Raw genomic sequence first — 18851 nt, 5'->3', positions numbered from 1 at the left:
ATGTTTTTTAATTTACATTGAATAAGCTCATCATTATTTTGGCAAAGCTTCCATTGCATCACGTCTTTGTTTGATATATCTACCGGGGGAGATGCCGACCATTTTGGTAAAACTGCGAATAAAATTGGCATAGTCACTAAAGCCCGATTGAAAGCATGCATCCGTAATACTCATTCCTTCTGACAGGTGGAATTTGGCCCGTTCAATACGACGACCCAAAATGTAGGAACGGATGGTCAATCCAGTATGCTTTTTGAACTGACGGCTGATATAAGTACTGTTCATGTAGAACACTTCGGCGAGTTTGCGAAGTGTAATATCTTGATTGAGATGTATTTCAATATAATCCATCGTTTCACGAACCAGCTCAGGCATGATGTCATTGGGAACAAAAGAATTGTTGTGAAACCAGACGTTAATTAGGACCAACAATTGGGCTACGGCTGCATTAATTTTGATGTCCGTACCATAAGCATCCGAAGCAAGCAATCCTTCCAGTTCGTTGGTCCATTGCATCATCAGGTTCAAGCTATGATCGTCCAAATGTATGATATTGCCTGTTCCTTTGGGGCGATGATCAAAACATGACAGCAGATTGGTTGATGGTGTAGACAGCTGATAAAGGTAGGTTTTTTTGAGATTAATGGTAATTCGCTCATAGTCAGATTCATCCAGAATAAAGGCGCGGTGCATCTCCTCGGGTGACATCACGAGCAAATCCCCCCGCTGTACATGGTAACATCGATTTTCTACATAAAAGTGAACGTTGCCACGAAGAAACAGGTAGATCTCGTATGCATTATGGCGATGATAGATCGTTTCCAGCTTATACGTCGTTATGCTGTGTAGATATAAGAGCTCAGGCTGGATGGGATCATAAAAACACTCAGAGGATCCACTCATGAAGTACCTCCCGTCATTTCACGCAATAAATAGAGCGGTTAACGCAATGAAATTGTACTCAGCTTACCTTAAAATGTAATCATCCTATCATGATATCTTTTGTATTGCAAACGCTTTCTTGTCAAAAGGCACAACTAAAAACGATTATAGGGGGATTCTTTCCATGAATCATCATTCTACACCACATGCTGGTGAACAAAAGCAAGACCAAGCTGCCAATCTGGAGAATATTCCAGGGGAGATTGGAAAGCTTCGTCCCAACGGTAACCCTCTGGTGGCCCACAAATTCGGAGCCGATCCCTATGCTTTGGTATTTAACAATCGAGTCTACTTATATATGACTAGTGATAAGCTGGAATATGATAAGGACGGTCTTCCTCAGAAAAACAGCTACAGTTCAATCAACCGGATTACGGTCATTTCTTCGGATGACTTAATCAACTGGACCGATCATGGGGAGATCAGAGTTGCTGGACCTCAAGGCGCAGCAACATGGGCTTCACAATCCTGGGCCCCGGCAGCTGCTCATCGAATACTGGATGGCAAGGACTGTTTCTTTCTTTATTTCGCCAACAATGCCAGTGGAATAGGTGTACTGTCTGCACCGACACCTGTAGGTCCATGGATAGACCCTATAGGAAAAGCACTTATTACAAGAGAAACACCGGGAGTGGAGGAAGTAACCTGGTTATTCGATCCGGCTGTCATTGTAGATGATGATCATCAGGCCTACATATACTTTGGTGGTGGTATTCCGCAGGGAAAAGCAGAAAGACCTGATACGGCAAGAGTGATGAGATTGGGAGACGATATGATCAGCGTTGTTGGCATAGCAAAGGTGATTCAGGCGCCTTATATGTTTGAAGATGCTGGGATACATAAATATAATAATAGTTACTACTTTACGTATTGCTCCAATTTTGTGGAAGGTAATCGGCCAGAGGGCAGCCCACCACCTGGTGAAATTGCATATATGACCAGTGTTCAGCCGATGGGGCCATGGACATATCAGGGGACGTTGCTCCAGAATCCAGGCCACTTTTTTGATGTTGGCGGCAATAACCATCATGCTATATTCCAACTGGCCGATCAGTGGTACATTGCCTATCATGCTCAGACATTAAGTCAGGCCATGAATATTCCCGATGGTTACCGTTCAACACATCTGAATCGAGTTGAGCATGATGAGGCCACGGGTAGGATTCAGAAGGTACATGCAGATTATCAGGGCGTAGATCAGATCAAGTGCTTCAATCCCTATGAGCGGGTAAGTGGTTCGACGATTGGCTGGAGCAGCAGAGTAACAACAGAGCAATATCTTGACTCTGCTGAGAGTTCTGCATCCGATTCGAATATCATGCCCGCTAAGCTGCAGAATGACAGTTGGATAGCTATATCCAAGGTGGACTTTGAAAGTGAAGGACCCACAACCTTCACAGCCACGATTGCGAATCAAGGAACCGAAGGTACGTTAGAACTTCGACTTGATCGTGCAGACGGACTGTTAATTGGAGAAATCATTGTTCCGCCTGCGACCGAATCCCTTCAATGGATGGAACTAACAACTAATGTTACGGGTGCGAAAGGTGTGCAAGACTTGTATATTAAGCTTAAAAGTTCAACAGACAGCCCAACCATCCTTTTAAGAGAATGGAAGTTTAATAGAAAAAATGAGGTGTAATTGAAGCATGTATCCGAATCCGATTATTTGGGCCGATTACCCGGATCTTGACGTTATTCGTGTAGAGGACACATATTATATGGTCAGTACAACCATGCACATGATGCCGGGATGTGTCATCCTGCGTTCATATGACCTGATCCATTGGGAAGTAGCCACATATGTATACGACACATTGGACGATACGCCTGCACAACGGCTGGTGGATGGTCATCACGTTTACAGTAAAGGCATGTGGGCTGCATCGCTCCGCTATCATCAAGGGATGTTCTATGTGATCTTTGTTGCGAATGATACTCGTAAGACATACTTGTATACATCGACCTCCATCTCGGGAGTTTGGAAGAAGCAGATCGTGGAAGGGTTCTACCATGATTGCTCCTTATTCTTTGACGATGATGAACGAGCATATCTCGTGTACGGTAATACCGAGATCTATCTGACCGAATTAAGCTCTGATCTGTCCGGGCCCAAACCTGGTGGAGTGCATCGCTTGATCGTAAAAGACGAGCAGCCTCATCACCTTGGTTATGAAGGAGCACATTTTTACAAGATCAATGGTAAATATATTGTGTTCCTAATTCATATAACGAAAGCTTCCGGACGGAGAACACAGGCGTTTTATATGGCAGACTCTCTGGAAGATGTCTTCACTGGTGGAGAAGTATTTAATGACGATATGGATTATTTCAATTCAGGTGTTGCTCAGGGCGGGATTGTAGATACGCCGGATGGAGACTGGTATGCCATGCTGTTTCAGGATCATGGGGCTGTTGGCCGGGTTCCTGTTTTGGTTCCGCTACACTTTGATCAAGGTAAACCGGTCTTTGCAAGCAAAGCGCCGAAACAGATTGATATCCCAAGCACAAGACCAGAGCACCGTTATAACCCGTTAGTAGGTAGCGACAGTTTCAATTATCAACCCGAAGAAGATGGAAACATCCGACTCCGTGATTTTTGGCAATGGAATCATACACCTAATCATGAACTCTGGTCCGTTACAGAGAAACCGGGGGTGTATCGTGTTCGAACGGGACAGATCAGCCCAAATCTGACATTTGCGGTAAACACACTAACCCAGCGTTCAATGGGGCCCGCTTGCGAAGCAATGGTTACGCTTGACGGCAGTCGTCTGAATGATGGGGATTATGCCGGCTTGTGCTTTCTAATCGGTTCCTACGGTATGATCGCTCTTACGAAGCAGGATAGCAAGTTTTACTTGGTCATGCATGCCAGAGATAGTGAGGATTCAACCATATTTGGCAATCTGATCGACCAGAAGCCAGCCACTGAACATGAACGTATCCCGGTATCCGATCCAGTCGTTAAACTGAAAGCATTCGGAAATTTTGAGAACAATCTGGATGAGTGCTCTTTTGCCTATTTCGATGGGGTTGAATGGAGAAATATAGGGATTGTCCACAAAATGATATATAAACTGGATCATTTTATGGGTTGCCGAACGGGGTTGTTTGTATATTCAACTGAATTAGCTGGAGGAACAGCTGACTTTTCGAATTTCGAATATCGTGTGATTCATCCTGATGAGAAACAATGAAATATGTAAAAGCCGCCCAACGGCGGCTTTTCGTATTCAATGAGTACAAGTTGTTGTACAATGATATGGATTCATAATTGACAGAGAGAAGAGAGTTGTTCAAACCGAACTGGGGGCATGTCGTCATGTATAAGAGATGTCTGGACATAACAAGATGGACCTTCATTCTGTTCCTTGCTGTGTCCATACCAGCAGGTCATACCGAAGGTAATACCAAACAACATCATCCGCAGCAAGAGGGGCAGCAGATTCAATTTCCCGCTACGTATGAAAAGTATTCTCCTCCCATCGTAGTCTCTTTTGTCAGGGAAACCGGAGATGACCTTGAGCGCATGATTAGTCAGTTACCCGGTGAGACGATACTGGATAATCGCTGGACTCGTTTGTACGAGAAAGAGCTAGGTATTCAAATTCACTATGACTGGATTGCTAATGGAGATGTATACAATCAGAAGTTGGGTGTCTCCCTTGCTGCAGGACGTTTTCCAGATGTAGTGAAAGTTAATCCATATCAACTTAGACAACTGAGCAACGCTGGAATGATCGAAGATTTAACCCATGTGTACCAAGAGTATGCTTCCCCACTTACAAAGAGTATATTGGAGGCGGAGGGAAGAGGAGCATTTGATGCGGCAACCATTGATGGCAAACTCATGGCTATTCCCGAATCATCTTCCTCGATTGAGACTGCGCAGTACCTGTGGATTAGAACCGATTGGTTGGAGCATTTGGGGCTACGGCCGCCTGAAACGATGGAAGAACTTCTCCAGGTTTCGAAAGCGTTTACAGAAGGGGATCCCGACGGGAACGGAGAGCAGGATACGTACGGACTTGCGCTAACGAACCATCTTTGGGATCCAGTTATGGGAGCTGCAGGCTTGATGTCAGGCTACGGTGCCTACCCTAATATATGGGTTAAAGATGCAGAAGGAAACCTCACTTATGGAGGTATACAGCCTGAAGTTCGAGAGGCTCTGAAAGCACTGCAAACGTTGTATCGTGAAGGCCAACTTGATCCGGATTTTGGCTATAAAAGTGGAAGCAAGGCGTTTCGTTTAGTTCAGGATGGAAAAATAGGGATGCTCTACGGCGAACAGTGGACATCCTTTATGCTTCAGAGCACCCGTGATACAGGTATAGATGTAGAATGGCAGGCATATCCCATTGTTGCCAAGTCGGACCGGAGTCTGTTCGTACCGCTACGTTCCAACACGGGGCAATACTTTGCTGTAAAAAAGGGCTTCTCTAATCCGGAAGTTGTTGTAAAGCTCATGAATCTGCATCTGGACATCAACTGGGGGGATCAGGCACAGTATGAAACATACTACAATGACGACTCCCGAGCTGTGTGGATGCTTTCACCAGTAACTCCTTTTCCCGGTAATAAAAATATAGATGCATACAAACAAATTCGGGATGCCAGAAATACAGGAGACTTCTCGGCTCTGCAGAATGAAGCTCTCGCCATTCACAAACGCATTGTGGCCTATGAATTGGAAGATGTAGAGAGCGGATGGGGCTGGGAACAAACCTATGGGCCTTCGGGTGCTTTTAGCATTGCAGATTCTTACGAGAAGAACGGCCAACTTCTCTATGATCAATTCACGGGCGGAATTACGGACACGATGGTTGATCGACAAATTATTCTTCGGGATCTTCAGCTTGAAGCCTATATGAACATTATTCTAGGCAGGTCGATAGATGAGTTTGATCAATTCGTTGAGAACTGGCGCAAGCTGGGGGGAGATCAGATCACATCGGAGGTTAACGCGTGGTTTCGCACCAGCAAGCCAAAGGAGCGCTAATGTTCACTTTATTCTTACAAGGAACCCACTCAGCCTTTGGCATTGGAGGTGAATGCATTGATCAAGATCCCTGCTAAATCATGGTTTAACAGTATATTTGCGCGATTAATAATCACCTATCTGGTATTTGTGCTCCCCCTTATTCTTCTTGGCGTGTATCTGTATCATTGGAGTTATGACAATGCAAGCCAGGAAATATCGTTGTCAACGGAAAGACGGTTGAACCAATATGTGGTGGAATTAAACAGAGAGATAGAATGGATGGAATTACAGCAGTTTGATATCGTTGAGGATCGAAAACTCAATCGTTTGGCCATTCTCTGGGACATGATGGATCAGGTTGAGCGGCGTGATACATTAAATTACCTGACTGAACGACTCGCTTCATTCAAGAATAGCACTGCTTATATCAAAAACGTTCATGTACATATCCCTTCTGTTGGCAAGAGTATATCCGCGATCCAAGGCATCGATGATTTCAATAAAAGTTCATATCTATATTTCAGTTCAGGCATGCAAGGAAAAGGTACACGTTTCACTGTGAAAGAGGACGCCTTGAACTTAAGTGCCGTCAGATTGACAGGCACGAGAGGAGAACCCCCGCTTTTTGTCATTCAGGTGGAGCTGGATACATACCATTTTCAGAATGAACTCACACGGCTTAATTTGTACCCGGAGAGTTCAACTTTTCTGATTGAGGACAAAACGGGGCATGCCATCACAGATAAACATCAAGCTAGTGTTATTCTCGCGAATTACCGTGAGCACAGTGTAAAGGGTACACTTGATGGCTTTCGGATGAAGGTGGGGGACACCATGTACCATGTTAGTCAGTTGCATATGGACTCCCTGGGCTTATCCGTAGCTACATATCTACCTGAGGCAATTGTTACCAAGCCACTTAGCAAGTTCTATCATTGGGCTTGGCTGTTTGCAATTACATCATTTGTTGCCATCACGGCGTATCTCTATTCAAGTTACAAGTTGATTCATATCCCGTTACTGTTGTTGGTGAAAAGATTCAAAAAAATGGAGGGAGGCATGCTTGATGTCCCCATTGCGCATAACCGAAAGGATGAATTTGGCTTCCTCTACACCCGTTTCAATCTAATGATTGAAAATCTTCAATCCCTTATCGACCGTGATTTTAAGAAAACGCTGATGATGCAGCGGGCCGAGTTGAAACAGCTCCAATCGCAGATTAATCCTCATTTTCTGTACAATAGCTTCTTTATTCTGAATTCACTCGCAAGGACAGGAGAAACCGAACGTATTGAGCAATTCACGAATATGCTCGGAGAGTATTTCAGGTTCATTACCCGGAATGAAACCGATCATGTGAAGTTGAAAGTGGAAGTTGAGCATTCACGAATCTATACAGAGATTCAACAATTACGATTCTCCAGACGAATCAAAGTTGATTTTGGGTCACTACCTGCTGAGATGGAACATATTAAAGTTCCCAGACTCATTATTCAACCCATTATTGAGAATGCCTACGAACACAGCCTTGAAAAGAATACGGACTCCGGACTTCTAATTATTGGGTTTAATATGGAAGGTTCATATGCCGAGATCACCGTAGAGGATAATGGTAATGAGTTGGAAGAGCAACACATTCAAACTCTTCAACAACGCTTGCATAAGGACGGAGGTACAGACGAAATGACCGCGTTAATAAATATTCATCGGCGTCTGATCCTGACGTATGGAGAAGGAAGTGGCCTTTTCCTATCCAGAAGTGAACTGCAAGGGTTAAAAGTCACAATTCGAATCCAGTGGAAAGAAGGAGAGAACGAATGTATCGACTTTTAATTGTAGATGACGAGGAGATTATTACGGATAGTCTCTATGAAACGTTCGCCAGACATATACCCGACCAGCTTGACGTATGTAAAGCCTACTCTGCAACAGAAGCATTGTCCTGGATGCAGCGTTCGAGAATTGACATTGTTCTAACGGACATCCGCATGCCGGGCATGAGTGGCTTGGAACTGACAGAGCGGATTCAAGCCAGTTGGCCGAATTGTCGCGTCATTTTTCTGACAGGACACAGCGATTTTGATTATGCATATCAAGCTTTTCAGATGGCTAACGTGCGTTACTTGCTCAAAACGGAAGGTTATGACAAGGTGATGTCTGTTGTAGAAGATGTGATGGAAGAGATCCGGCGAAGTCACAGCATGGTTGAGTTGTTGGAACATTCTCATAAAGTCAACTCACAGCTTGCACTGATACAGCAAAAAGAGTATTTGCGGAAGTTACTTCAAGATTGTACAGCGGTTATAGATTCTACTATGGATATGCAGGACGAATTATCCAAACGAGATATAAGATTACAGATCAACTCGCCTGTTTATCTCATACTGGGTCGGTTCAATAATCTGCCAGAAAAAGGTTCGGACCTCTCACAAGTTCAAGAATCTGTGCGCATTATCGGCTCTTCTCTGATGAATGAACGTACAGTGTGCGCAAGTGTAACGGACCATTATGGGGATACGATCTGGCTGCTTCAGCCGAAGCAGGAGGAAGAGTTGCCAAATGATAAACTTGTGCGATTTCTAGAAGGTACACTGGAACTGGTACAGGAAGCATGCATGGTATCACTTGGCGTATCCATTGCTTTTTCATTAAGTAGTCGAAGCTGCAATTGGTCCGAGTTAACCAAACAATATGAACGTCTGCGATTACTCCAGTGGATGAAAATTGGGGATGGTGTATCCATGGTACTCACGGATCATCGCAATGATCTCTCATCTGATGTACCCAAAGAATCCATGCGGATCTCAAACCGGATCGAGATTATGTCAGGATATTTGGAAACGGGAAGAATTCAGCCATTTTACGATATATTTGAGGAGCTTGCAGGCGAACTGCTGCAACAGGATATTACGATGGAACGTGCTATGGAGACATACTACAATCTGGCCTTATTATTGCATTCAACGATCAATCGCTGGGGTCTTCAACAGAAGATCCCGGATCAACGAAGCTTGTTGCACTTAGGGGAGTATACATGCATGAAGGATGCAGTACAATTTCTATATCGTGCTGCCGATGAACTGGTACGCTACAAAAGATCAAATGAACAGGAACGCGCTAACGTTGTAATTCATTCCTTATGCAGTTACGTCAAGGAGAACCTGGAGAAAGATCTTTCTCTGGTGAGATTGGCAGAACTTCATCATTTTAATCCATCCTATCTGTCACGATTTTTTAAGCAGGAAATGGGAATAAATGTGTCAGAGTTCATTGACGACTGCCGAATACGGAAAGCCAAAGAATTGCTTCAGAACACAAATCTTATGGTACGTGAGGTCGCACTTCAAGTGGGGTATGAGGCTGCACATTCGTTTACCCGACTTTTTAAGAAAATAACGGGAATGACTCCCCAAGAATACCGGGAATCCCTTTTGGTACGTTAATGGTGAATACTCTGGAATTGACCAAACCCAAACAACCACAAAAAAACGCAGGAAGAAGAATACATCCTGCGTTTTTTTGTGGTTATTATCTAATTAATAAACAAACCGATTTGGCAATCCACCTTTAGGCCGTGTGGATTTTTTGTCTTCTATAAGCATTGGGACTCGATCCGGCATACGCTTTGAACTTTTTATAGAACCAGTCAATATCCTTATAACCTACCTCAATAGCAATCTCATATATTCGCAAATTCGTAGAAGACAACAACTGCTGGGCCTTTTCCATACGTTGCTGGAGCATATAATCATTGAAAGACATCTTCTCTTCCAGCTTGAACTTCTGTCCAAGGTACGCACAGTTAAAATGAAGCATGTCAGAGATCTTCTTCAGCGTGATTTCATCACTCAAATGATCCCGTACATAGGCCTTGACGATACGAATAACATGACTGGAGTGCATGGGTTTACCATTCATTTGAACGGGTGTTTTGAAGAACGACGACGTTTTGTGTGCCGGGTCGGTTTCAAGGTGAGATCTAAGTGCATGCAGACTGTTAAGTAAAGAAGAGGGACTAACAGGATACGGGAGATAATCATTTACCTGATACGTCAAGGCTTTGCGTACGAACCTGAAGTGATCTCTTCCACCCATAAGGAGAATAGGTATCTGACTTTTTTTTCGAATGTCGTTGCATAACCAGAGCCCCGCGGTATCAAACCTCTCTGTATGTACCATAACAAGGGAAAAGTCTCGTTCTGACAATGCGGTCAAAGCCTCGGCCGATGAGAACACACAATTTGCGATAGTATATTGAGCTTTGCTCCGTAGCAACATCTGTTGCAACTCCCCGCACAAACGACGGCTGAAATCCACAAGTAAAATATCATACATGAAGCAATACCTCACCTTCTGCTGAATTGTAATGCGCTAGGTTAACTGAAATTTGACTTAATTTCATTATGGTAATAAAAGAAAGCGCATACAATGTGCATATTTTTGTAGACAGTGCATTTCTTTACCAATTAAAACCTATAATGCAATTTGCTTGAGTAAAATTACGCAAATCTATATTCAGCCCGGGTAAACATCTGTATTCTGGCAGGTTGTTTGCGCTTTCATTTGGACGATACACTGTGATAGCAAACGACAATCAGGGGGGAAGACGATGAGAAAAAACAAGTTCATGCTACTAAGCCTGGTATTTGCGGTCTTGTTGGTGATTGCTGCATGCAGTTCTGCACCTACCGCTCAACCCGAGCCGGAAAAGACAACACCACAGGAGGAACAAAAACCCGCGGAAACCGAGCCAAAGAATGAAAACTCCACGCCAGAAATGGACTTTGACATGGGCGGCAGAACCATCAAGGTTGTTGCTTGGTGGGACATGGAAATACAGGGGAACAACCCGGACAACATTCAACGCCTTGAGAATCTCGAAGCGCTGAAGAAAAAACACAACTTTAATATTGAATATGTTTCCATCGATTTCGGTGAATATCAGGAAAAAGTAGTTGCTTCCCTGATGGCCGGTGAACCGCTTGGCGATCTGGTGAGACTGGGCAAAAACTATGCGATTCCGGCATTGACCAAACAGGATCTGTTATGGCCGGTGGATGATTATATTAAAAACGACAAGGTATTCAACCAGAAAACAACCAAGGAATACATGCAGTATGAAGGTAAAGGTTACGGCTTTACTGAGGACCAGTCCTCGTTTATCAACGGAATTTTCTATAATCGCACACTCATGCAAGAACTCGGCTTGAAGCCACTTCAAGAGTATGTAGATGCCGATGAATGGAACTGGGATACATTCATCAGTGTTGCCAAGCAAGCGAACAAGGATCGAAACAATGATGGCAAGCTGGATACTTGGGGACTCGCTCAAACGGGCTTGCTGGAACCGATTCTGTATTCCAACGAGGCTTCTCTGACCAAAGAAGATAAGCAGAACCTGGAAGATCCAAAAACAAAAGAAGCGTTGAACTTCCTGTCCAAACTGGCTACCGAGAAGGTCGGCAGAGCTTCTGAGGGCGGCGATTGGACAGAGCCATCCACGTTCTTCCGTCAAGGCAACACCTTGATGTATTCAGGTGCTATGTACGAAGTCGAAGGTATTATGACGGATATGCAGGACTACGATATTGGTTTTGTACCGTTTCCAAAAGGTCCAAGTGCAACAGCGTATCACTCCGGTGAGTCACGTTACCAGGCTATAACAATTCCAAAAGCGGTCGAGAATCCGGAACAACTGATGTACATCTGGGAGAAAATTAACGAGATCGATTCGATCTATGAGTATCCGGGACAATCCACACTGGAGACACATCTGACCGATGAAGCAGATATCAACAACGCCAGAGAGGTCGCGGAAGGTATGTTGGTTCTCGACCATAACACATTCCCGTCCTTGCCGTTCTGGGACTTTGATGGGGAACTCAAAGAAGGGGTGTCCGTATCTACGCTGATCGAGAAATACAAGGCTCCTTTCCAGGCTGCGATTGATGAGGTTTACAAATAAGTATTACTTTACACGGGCAGAACGCACCAGTGAAGGTGCGGTCTGTCCGGGTTAGTCAATCGTTCAGTTCTCTCAACGCTTACAGGAAAGGGGATACATTCAAACATGCGGTCACGTAAGAAAAAGGGACTAATCCTGGTGCTTGTCCTGGCCTTGGTGCTCTCCATATGGACACTATATCCATCGCGGGATCGTAATCCGGGAACCGTACATGCGCTTGAGGACTTTGAGGCGGTATCGGGAACCGAGGATTCATTCAGTTATGAGCATTATCTGACTGCTCATGACAATACGGCCAAACCGGATGAAATTGTACGCATCGAAGGCGAATCTTATGTTCAGGCAGAGGATGGGGAATTTGAAATTGTGCAAGGGTACGCCGGATTAGACGGAAGTGCCGTAATTACGCCGGAAACTGGAACCATTCGCTGGGATGTTCCCGTTCAAGTGAGCGGTTTGTACAACATTCGCATTCACTATTATCCCGTAGAAGGCAAAAGCTCCGGGATCGAACGCAGGCTTGAGCTTAACGGTAAGGTCCCGTTCAGAGGGGCCGATATTCTTCTGTTTGACAGGGTATGGGGGAATCGCGAGGATAACGTCCGGCAGGACGATCGTGGCAACGAGCTTAGACCAAGACAAGTGGAACAGCCCGAATGGCAACTGACTTCCTTCAAGGACAGTGCAGGGTACTTCGAGGAACCGTTTCAGTTTTATTTTGAAAAAGGCAGTCAGCAGTTATCGCTCACTTCATTAAGAGAGAGCATGGCGATTGATTATATCGAGCTGTACCAAGAAGGCGAAGTTCCTTCCTATGCAGAGTTGGAGCAGACCTATGCCTCACTTGGCTTGAAACAAGCGGCTCCTGTCATGCTGAAAGTACAGGGGGAGGAAGCTGTCAGCAAATCATCCCCTACACTGGCACCAATCTCGGACCGATCAAGTCCTTCACTGGAGCCTTATAATGTATCGAAAATTCGGATGAACGCCATCGGGGGCATTAACTGGAAACTGCCGGGCGAATGGATTGAATGGGAAATTGACGTGCCTGAAGACGGACTGTATCAACTGGCGCTTAAGGTGAAGCAGGATCAATTGCGTGGCATCTATGCCACCCGCAGTCTGACGATTAACGGCGAAGTTCCGTTTAAGGAAATGAAACGCATTCGATTTAACTACAGCCCTGCCTGGCAAACTCAGGTGTTGGGATCGGGAGAAGATCAGCCATATCAGTTTCATCTGGAAAAAGGAAAACACCGAATCCGAATGACGGTTACACTTGGCGACATCGCTCCGCTGCTGCGGACCGTTGAATCCAGCGTGCTGGAACTGAATGAGATGTATCGCAAAATATTAATGATCACCTCCAACAGTCCGGACCCACTGCGGGATTACCAGCTGGAACGGCGTATTCCGGAGATGACGGAGGTGTTTGAACGACAAGCTGACACCTTGCGCTCCGTTGCAGATTACCTGGAAAAGGCCACGGGTGAGCAAAGTGACAAAGTGGCTGTACTGCACGCCATGGTATTGCAGCTTGAAGATATGGCGGCCAGACCAGAGACGGTTCCCAAACGGCTGGATACGTTCAAAATTAACGTAGGCGGTCTCGGCACATGGATTCTATCGGTACGTGAACAGCCGATTACGTTGGATTACCTTGTCGTATCTCCGCCGGGTGAATCGCTGCCAAAAGCGGAAGCGAGCACCATCCAGCAGGTGAAGCACGAACTGGGTGCATATGTTGCCTCGTATACCGAAGATTACGACAGCATTGGTAACGTGGAACAAAAGAAGGATGCCATCACCGTATGGATCACAACCGGACGAGATCAGGCCCAAGTACTGAAAGGTATGATCGACGATTCGTTTACCCCGGATACGGATGTGTCCGTGCAGTTACGTCTCGTTCCGCCTAATATTTTGCTGCCCGCAACACTTTCGGGGGAAGGACCGGATGTTGCCATGCAGATGGGCGAAGACATTCCGGTGAACTATGCGATGAGGAATGCAACAGCGGATCTGAGCCAGTTCCCCGATTTCGAGGAAATTTCGGGCAGGTTCCGCGAAAGCGGATTGACGCCTTACCGCTACAACGACGGGGTATATGCCCTTCCGGAGCAGCAGCATTTTCCAATGCTCTTTTACCGCAAAGATATTCTGAATGAACTGGGCCTCGAACCGCCGAAAACGTGGCAAGACGTATATAACGCCATCGCCGTGCTGCAGAAGCATAACATGGAGTTTTATCTGCCGATAGAGGATACGCTGAACAATGCCAACCTGGTTCCGAATTCAACCTTTGCGATGTTGTTATATCAGAATGACGGAACGTTCTATACCGAAGACCAGAAGAAAAGTGCGCTGGATTCGGAGATTTCAATGGACGCGTTCAAACGCTGGACGCAATTTTATACCAATTACAAGTTTCCGCTCAAAGCCGACTTTCCGAACCGCTTCCGTACCGGGGAAATGCCGATCGGGATTGCTGATTACACCACGTATAACATGCTGACGGTTATGGCTCCGGAAATCCGCAATCTCTGGGACTTTACGATTGTTCCGGGTACACAGCTTCCGGATGGGTCCATACGGCATGAAGTGGCCAGCGCTACGAGTGCGGTGATGATGCTCGAAAATGCCGACAACAAGGAAGCGGCGTGGAAGTTCATGAAGTGGTGGACTGATGATCAGACCCAGATTGAATACGGGAGAGAAATGGAAGGTCTTATGGGAGCGGCTGCCCGTTACCCGACGGCCAATATCGAAGCCTTGAAGCAATTGCCTTGGCCTGTGAAGGATTATCAAAATCTGGAGAAACAATGGGAATGGGTGCAGGGAATCCCGCAGCTTCCTGGAGGTTATTTCACGGGACGACATCTGGACAACGCCTTCCGCAAGGTGGTCAATGCAAATGAAAATCCGCGTGAAGCCTTATCGGACTATGTGTTGTACATTGATGATGAAATTGAGTTAAAACGCAAGGAATTTAATCTGAAATAGAGGAAAGGGAGGGTAACGGTTGCAAGCTAAAACTACCAAGACAGCCGCCGCTCCTGCCGTCCATACCCGCCAGGTCGGCTGGTGGTCCCTATTGAAGCGGGATCTGTATCTCAGCAGGCATTATTATGTATTGATGGCACCGTTTATGCTGATTTTTTTCATGTTTACTGTCATTCCGGTCGGCATTTCACTCGGGCTCAGCTTTTTTCACTTCAATATGCTGGAGCTGCCGCGATTTGTCGGCTGGCAGAACTATTCCCGGCTTTTCCTGAACGATGACGTATTTCTGATCGCGCTCAAAAACACGCTCCTTTTTGCCGTAATTACAGGCCCTATCAGTTATATTGCCTGCTTTTTGTTTGCGTGGATCATCAATGAGCTGTCTCCTAAAATTCGGGCGGTCATGACGTTGGTTTTCTATGCTCCATCCATATCGGGCAACGTCTTTTTCATCTGGCTGATCATCTTCTCTGGTGACAGCTACGGGTATATGAACGGCTTCCTGATGCACCTTGGCGTCGTACTGGAACCGATCCAATGGCTCGCAGATGAGAAGTATGTACTGGCAATCGTCATTATTGTACAGCTGTGGCTGAGCCTGGGAACCAGCTTCCTGGCCTTTATTGCAGGACTGCAAACCATTGATCGTTCTCTGGTTGAAGCAGGAACCGTAGACGGGATCAAAAACCGCTGGCAGGAGCTCTGGTACATCACCTTGCCTTCGATGAGACCGCAGCTGATGTTTGGTGCGGTAATGCAGATTACTGCTTCCTTCGCCGTAGCTGAGATCTCCATCGCACTGGCAGGTTTCCCGAGCGTAAACTATGCGGCACACACAGTTGTCACGCATCTGATGGACTTCGGAACCATTCGTTTCGAGATGGGGTATGCCTCGGCCATTGCAACGGTCCTGTTTGCCCTGATGCTGGGTACAAACGTTCTCACGCAAAAAATGCTTAGAAAGATAGGTGAATGACGATGACCAGCAAAGTACGTGCCGTGTTTGGCATGCCAAAAAGGCTTAATCGGTCATTTACCGTCAGCCTGATGTTATTTGCATTGCTGGGCGTGTTCGGCTCCTTTATGGTGCTTCCGCTCATCTATGCTGTCAACAATGCATTCAAGCCGCTTGATGAGCTGTTTATTTTCCCACCACGATTCTGGGTGAACAATCCGACAACGGAGAATTTTGCCGATCTGATCAACCTCATGGGCAATTCGTGGGTGCCGTTATCCCGCTATATTGCCAACACATTGCTCATTACGATACTTGGCACAGCGGGGCATATCCTTCTTGCATCTGCAGCGGCTTATCCGCTGGCGAAGTATCGTTTTCCGGGTTCCAAAGTGTTGTTCACCATTGTCATTCTGTCCCTGATGTTCTCGCCGCATGTTACGGCGATTCCGAACTACATGGTCATGTCCTGGCTTGGCTGGATTAACACTCATGCCTCCATTATTGTGCCATCACTTGCGTTCTCGCTGGGACTTTTTCTGATGAAACAGTTCATGGAGCAGATTCCTGATGCTTTGCTGGAGGCAGCCAAAATCGACGGAGCCAATGAATACCGGATATTCTGGAGCATTGTGATGCCCAATGTGAAGCCGGCATGGCTCACGCTCATGATCCTGCAGTTTCCAGCGTTATGGGGAACGGATGGTGGGAGTTTCATTTACAGTGAAAATCTCAAAACGCTGCATTATGCGCTCAGTCAGATTGTGCAGGGAGGGATTGCAAGAGCCGGTGTAGGTGCGGCTGTTGCCTTGCTGCTGATGATCGTACCGATCACCCTGTTTATCATCTCTCAGAGCAGTGTTATGCAGACGATGGCCACTTCGGGCATGAAAGAGTAGAAAGGAGGCAGCGAGGTGCGGAGAAGCACATGGAAAAAACGTAAATCGATCATCATGGGCATGATCTGCCTCCTGTTGTTCGTTCAAGAGGCGCCCTACGTGAGTGCAGACGGTAAAACGGATGCGTATCATTATTCATTCTGGGGTGACGCAGTTCCGGCACCGGCGGCATATGAGGCAACAACCATTATCACCGGTAAGAAGCTGAACACAACTCCCATGAAAGAGCCAAGCGACATGCATGTTACCTCCAATCAGCACGTCTTTGTGCTCGATTCGGGCAATGGCCGCATCATTGAGATGGATCGCAACTTCAAGCTGGTACGGACGATTGATTCATTTGAGCAGGAAGGCAAGGAAGATCATTTTAAAAATCCACAGGGATTGTACGTCACGGAAAAAGGCCATCTGCTGGTCGCTGATTCGGATAATCACCGGGTGGTACATCTGGATGAACAGGGGAAGCTGGTCAAGATCGTGTCTGAACCAAAATCGGATCTGTTAAAAGCAGACTTCCAGTTTAAACCGATGCGGATTGTTATGGACAAAGGGGAGCGTATCTACGTCATGGCCGAAGGCGTATTTGATGGATTCATGGAGTTCAGCGCCGACGGTACGTTCTCTTCCTTCATTGGAGCGAACAGAGTTCAGGTGGACCCGGTGGAATATCTGTGGAAACGGTTTGCAACACGGGAGCAGCGCAGTCAGATGGTGATGTTCACTCCAACGGAATTTACCAATCTGGATATGGATGAAGAGGGCTTTATCTACGCCACTAGCGGGGATCGCGGTAAAGATCCGGTCAAGAAGCTGAATGCCCAGGGTACAGACATTTTGCGCAGAGAAGGCTATCAGACTCCGCAGGGGGATTTGCTGTATACCCAGGAAGCAGGACCATCCCGCCTGATTGATGTCGATGTGGGTGACAGTGACATGTATTCCGTACTGGATTCCAGCAAGGGCCGAATCTTCACCTACAATGGAGACGGATACCTGCTCCATATTTATGGCGGCATCGGGAACCGGCTGGGCCAATTTAATACACCTGTTGCTCTGGAACGTGCGGGAGACCGGATGTTAGTTCTGGATAAAGCGCTGGGTGAAATCACCGTCTTTCAAACAACTGAATACGGACGTACGCTCCACGAAGCGGTGCGCAGCTACTATAACGGTGATGAAGATCAGTCTTCGGTGCTGTTTGCCCAAGCTGCCGAGATGAACGCTAACTTGGAATATGCGTATGCGGGAATTGGCAAAGCATTGCTTCGTCAGAAGGAATACGCCGAGTCTGCGAAATATTTCAAGCGCAGCATGGAGCCCAAAGGGTATTCCAAAGCTTTTCTTTTGTACCGCAAAGAGCTGATGCGTGAGCATTTTTCATGGATGATGTCCGGTATATTCCTGGCTGTCGCTGCGATTGTCACCGTCGTCATCGTTCGCAGGCAGAAAAGGAGGACTACGAATGCAGGCATCAAGTAAGCAACTATACCAGTACCCGCTGCATCTGATTTTTCATCCGTTTGACGGATACTGGGAATTGAAATATGAACGGAACCAGAGAAACTCACTGCTGATTGCTTTCATGATCCTGGTGCTTCTGGTCATCACCAAAATTTTGCATGCCCAGTACAGCGGTTTTCTCATTAATCTCAGTAATCCAAAGTACCTGAACAGTCTGCTCGAAATGCTATATGTCATTATACCGGTACTGTTTTGGTGTGTGGCTAACTGGTCGTTAACCACATTGATGGACGGGGAAGGCAAGTTCTCCGAAATTTTCATGTCAACGTGTTTTGCACTGGTACCGTTGTTCCTCATTCATTTCCCATGGATCTGGCTGAGTCTTGTGATCTCTGCGCAGGAAACTGCCTTTTATTATTTCTCCAATGCACTCGCCGTTGCGTGGACAGTATATCTGTTATTTGTGGGGAATATGACGGTTCATCAGTACACACCAGCCAAAACGGTGCTCACGATGCTGCTGACACTTGTAGCAATGGCATTTATGGCATTTCTGTGCCTGTTATTCTTCAGTCTTGTACAGCAGATTGTATCGTTTGTCGTAACCATCTATCAGGAATTAGTGCTTCGGGGCTAAGG

General features: G+C 46.2%; 13 protein-coding genes. 11 read left to right on the top strand and 2 right to left on the bottom strand.

Translation table 11 applies throughout. The features are described from left to right. Nucleotides 1-33: 33 nt before the first annotated feature. Nucleotides 34-903 (bottom strand): helix-turn-helix domain-containing protein, encoded by an 870-nt coding sequence (locus tag MHI14_RS16300; RefSeq protein WP_341130779.1) that lies wholly within the window; start codon nt 901-903, stop codon nt 34-36. 163 nt (nt 904-1066) lie between these two features. On the opposite strand from MHI14_RS16300, the gene MHI14_RS16295 reads away from it, so the two are divergent. The 5 genes from MHI14_RS16295 (at nt 1067) to MHI14_RS16275 (ending at nt 9372) form a co-directional block, all read left to right on the top strand. Continuing rightward, nucleotides 1067-2584, top strand: coding sequence for a glycoside hydrolase family 43 protein (locus tag MHI14_RS16295; RefSeq protein WP_133384764.1), 1518 nt, complete (start codon nt 1067-1069; stop codon nt 2582-2584). Nucleotides 2585-2591: 7 nt separating this feature from the next. Next, a complete protein-coding gene (locus MHI14_RS16290; RefSeq protein ID WP_341130778.1) occupies nt 2592-4142 on the top strand; it encodes a glycoside hydrolase family 43 protein in 1551 nt (516 codons plus the stop codon). Nucleotides 4143-4267: 125 nt separating this feature from the next. Beyond that, nucleotides 4268-5947, top strand: a complete 1680-nt coding sequence (locus tag MHI14_RS16285; protein WP_289392548.1) for an extracellular solute-binding protein — start codon at nt 4268-4270, stop codon at nt 5945-5947. Nucleotides 5948-6004: 57 nt separating this feature from the next. Next, nucleotides 6005-7762: a sensor histidine kinase gene (locus MHI14_RS16280; RefSeq protein ID WP_091030525.1), complete on the top strand. Its 1758-nt coding sequence runs from the start codon at nt 6005-6007 to the stop codon at nt 7760-7762. Next, the gene (locus MHI14_RS16275; RefSeq protein WP_341130777.1) at nt 7747-9372 is read left to right on the top strand and encodes a response regulator; all 1626 of its coding nucleotides are present in this window, start codon (nt 7747-7749) and stop codon (nt 9370-9372) included. Before MHI14_RS16280 ends, MHI14_RS16275 begins: the two co-directional genes overlap by 16 nt. A gap of 124 nt (nt 9373-9496) precedes the next feature. Here the strand turns inward: MHI14_RS16275 and MHI14_RS16270 are convergent, their stop codons facing one another. After that, nucleotides 9497-10264: a helix-turn-helix domain-containing protein gene (locus MHI14_RS16270; protein WP_036670943.1), complete on the bottom strand. Its 768-nt coding sequence runs from the start codon at nt 10262-10264 to the stop codon at nt 9497-9499. Nucleotides 10265-10538: 274 nt separating this feature from the next. On the opposite strand from MHI14_RS16270, the gene MHI14_RS16265 reads away from it, so the two are divergent. From MHI14_RS16265 to MHI14_RS16240, 6 genes are all read left to right on the top strand, one after another. Then, nucleotides 10539-11894 (top strand): extracellular solute-binding protein, encoded by a 1356-nt coding sequence (locus tag MHI14_RS16265; RefSeq protein WP_036670945.1) that lies wholly within the window; start codon nt 10539-10541, stop codon nt 11892-11894. Nucleotides 11895-11999: 105 nt separating this feature from the next. After that, nucleotides 12000-14897, top strand: coding sequence for an extracellular solute-binding protein (locus MHI14_RS16260; protein ID WP_289392554.1), 2898 nt, complete (start codon nt 12000-12002; stop codon nt 14895-14897). A gap of 19 nt (nt 14898-14916) precedes the next feature. Next, nucleotides 14917-15873 (top strand): carbohydrate ABC transporter permease, encoded by a 957-nt coding sequence (locus MHI14_RS16255; RefSeq protein WP_341130776.1) that lies wholly within the window; start codon nt 14917-14919, stop codon nt 15871-15873. Nucleotides 15874-15875: 2 nt separating this feature from the next. Continuing rightward, nucleotides 15876-16751, top strand: a complete 876-nt coding sequence (locus tag MHI14_RS16250) for a carbohydrate ABC transporter permease (protein ID WP_026081082.1) — start codon at nt 15876-15878, stop codon at nt 16749-16751. Between the two features lie 15 nt (nt 16752-16766). Further along, the gene (locus MHI14_RS16245; protein ID WP_091030516.1) at nt 16767-18230 is read left to right on the top strand and encodes an NHL repeat-containing protein; all 1464 of its coding nucleotides are present in this window, start codon (nt 16767-16769) and stop codon (nt 18228-18230) included. Then, nucleotides 18214-18849, top strand: coding sequence for a YIP1 family protein (locus tag MHI14_RS16240; protein WP_091016287.1), 636 nt, complete (start codon nt 18214-18216; stop codon nt 18847-18849). Before MHI14_RS16245 ends, MHI14_RS16240 begins: the two co-directional genes overlap by 17 nt. The last annotated feature ends 2 nt before the right edge of the window (nt 18850-18851 follow it).

The organism is Paenibacillus sp. FSL K6-2393 (assembly GCF_038002545.1).
In the GTDB taxonomy this organism is placed as follows: Bacteria; Bacillota; Bacilli; order Paenibacillales; family Paenibacillaceae; genus Paenibacillus.
Note: the sequence above shows the minus strand (reverse complement) of the source record. Positions and strands in the feature narration are given on the sequence as shown.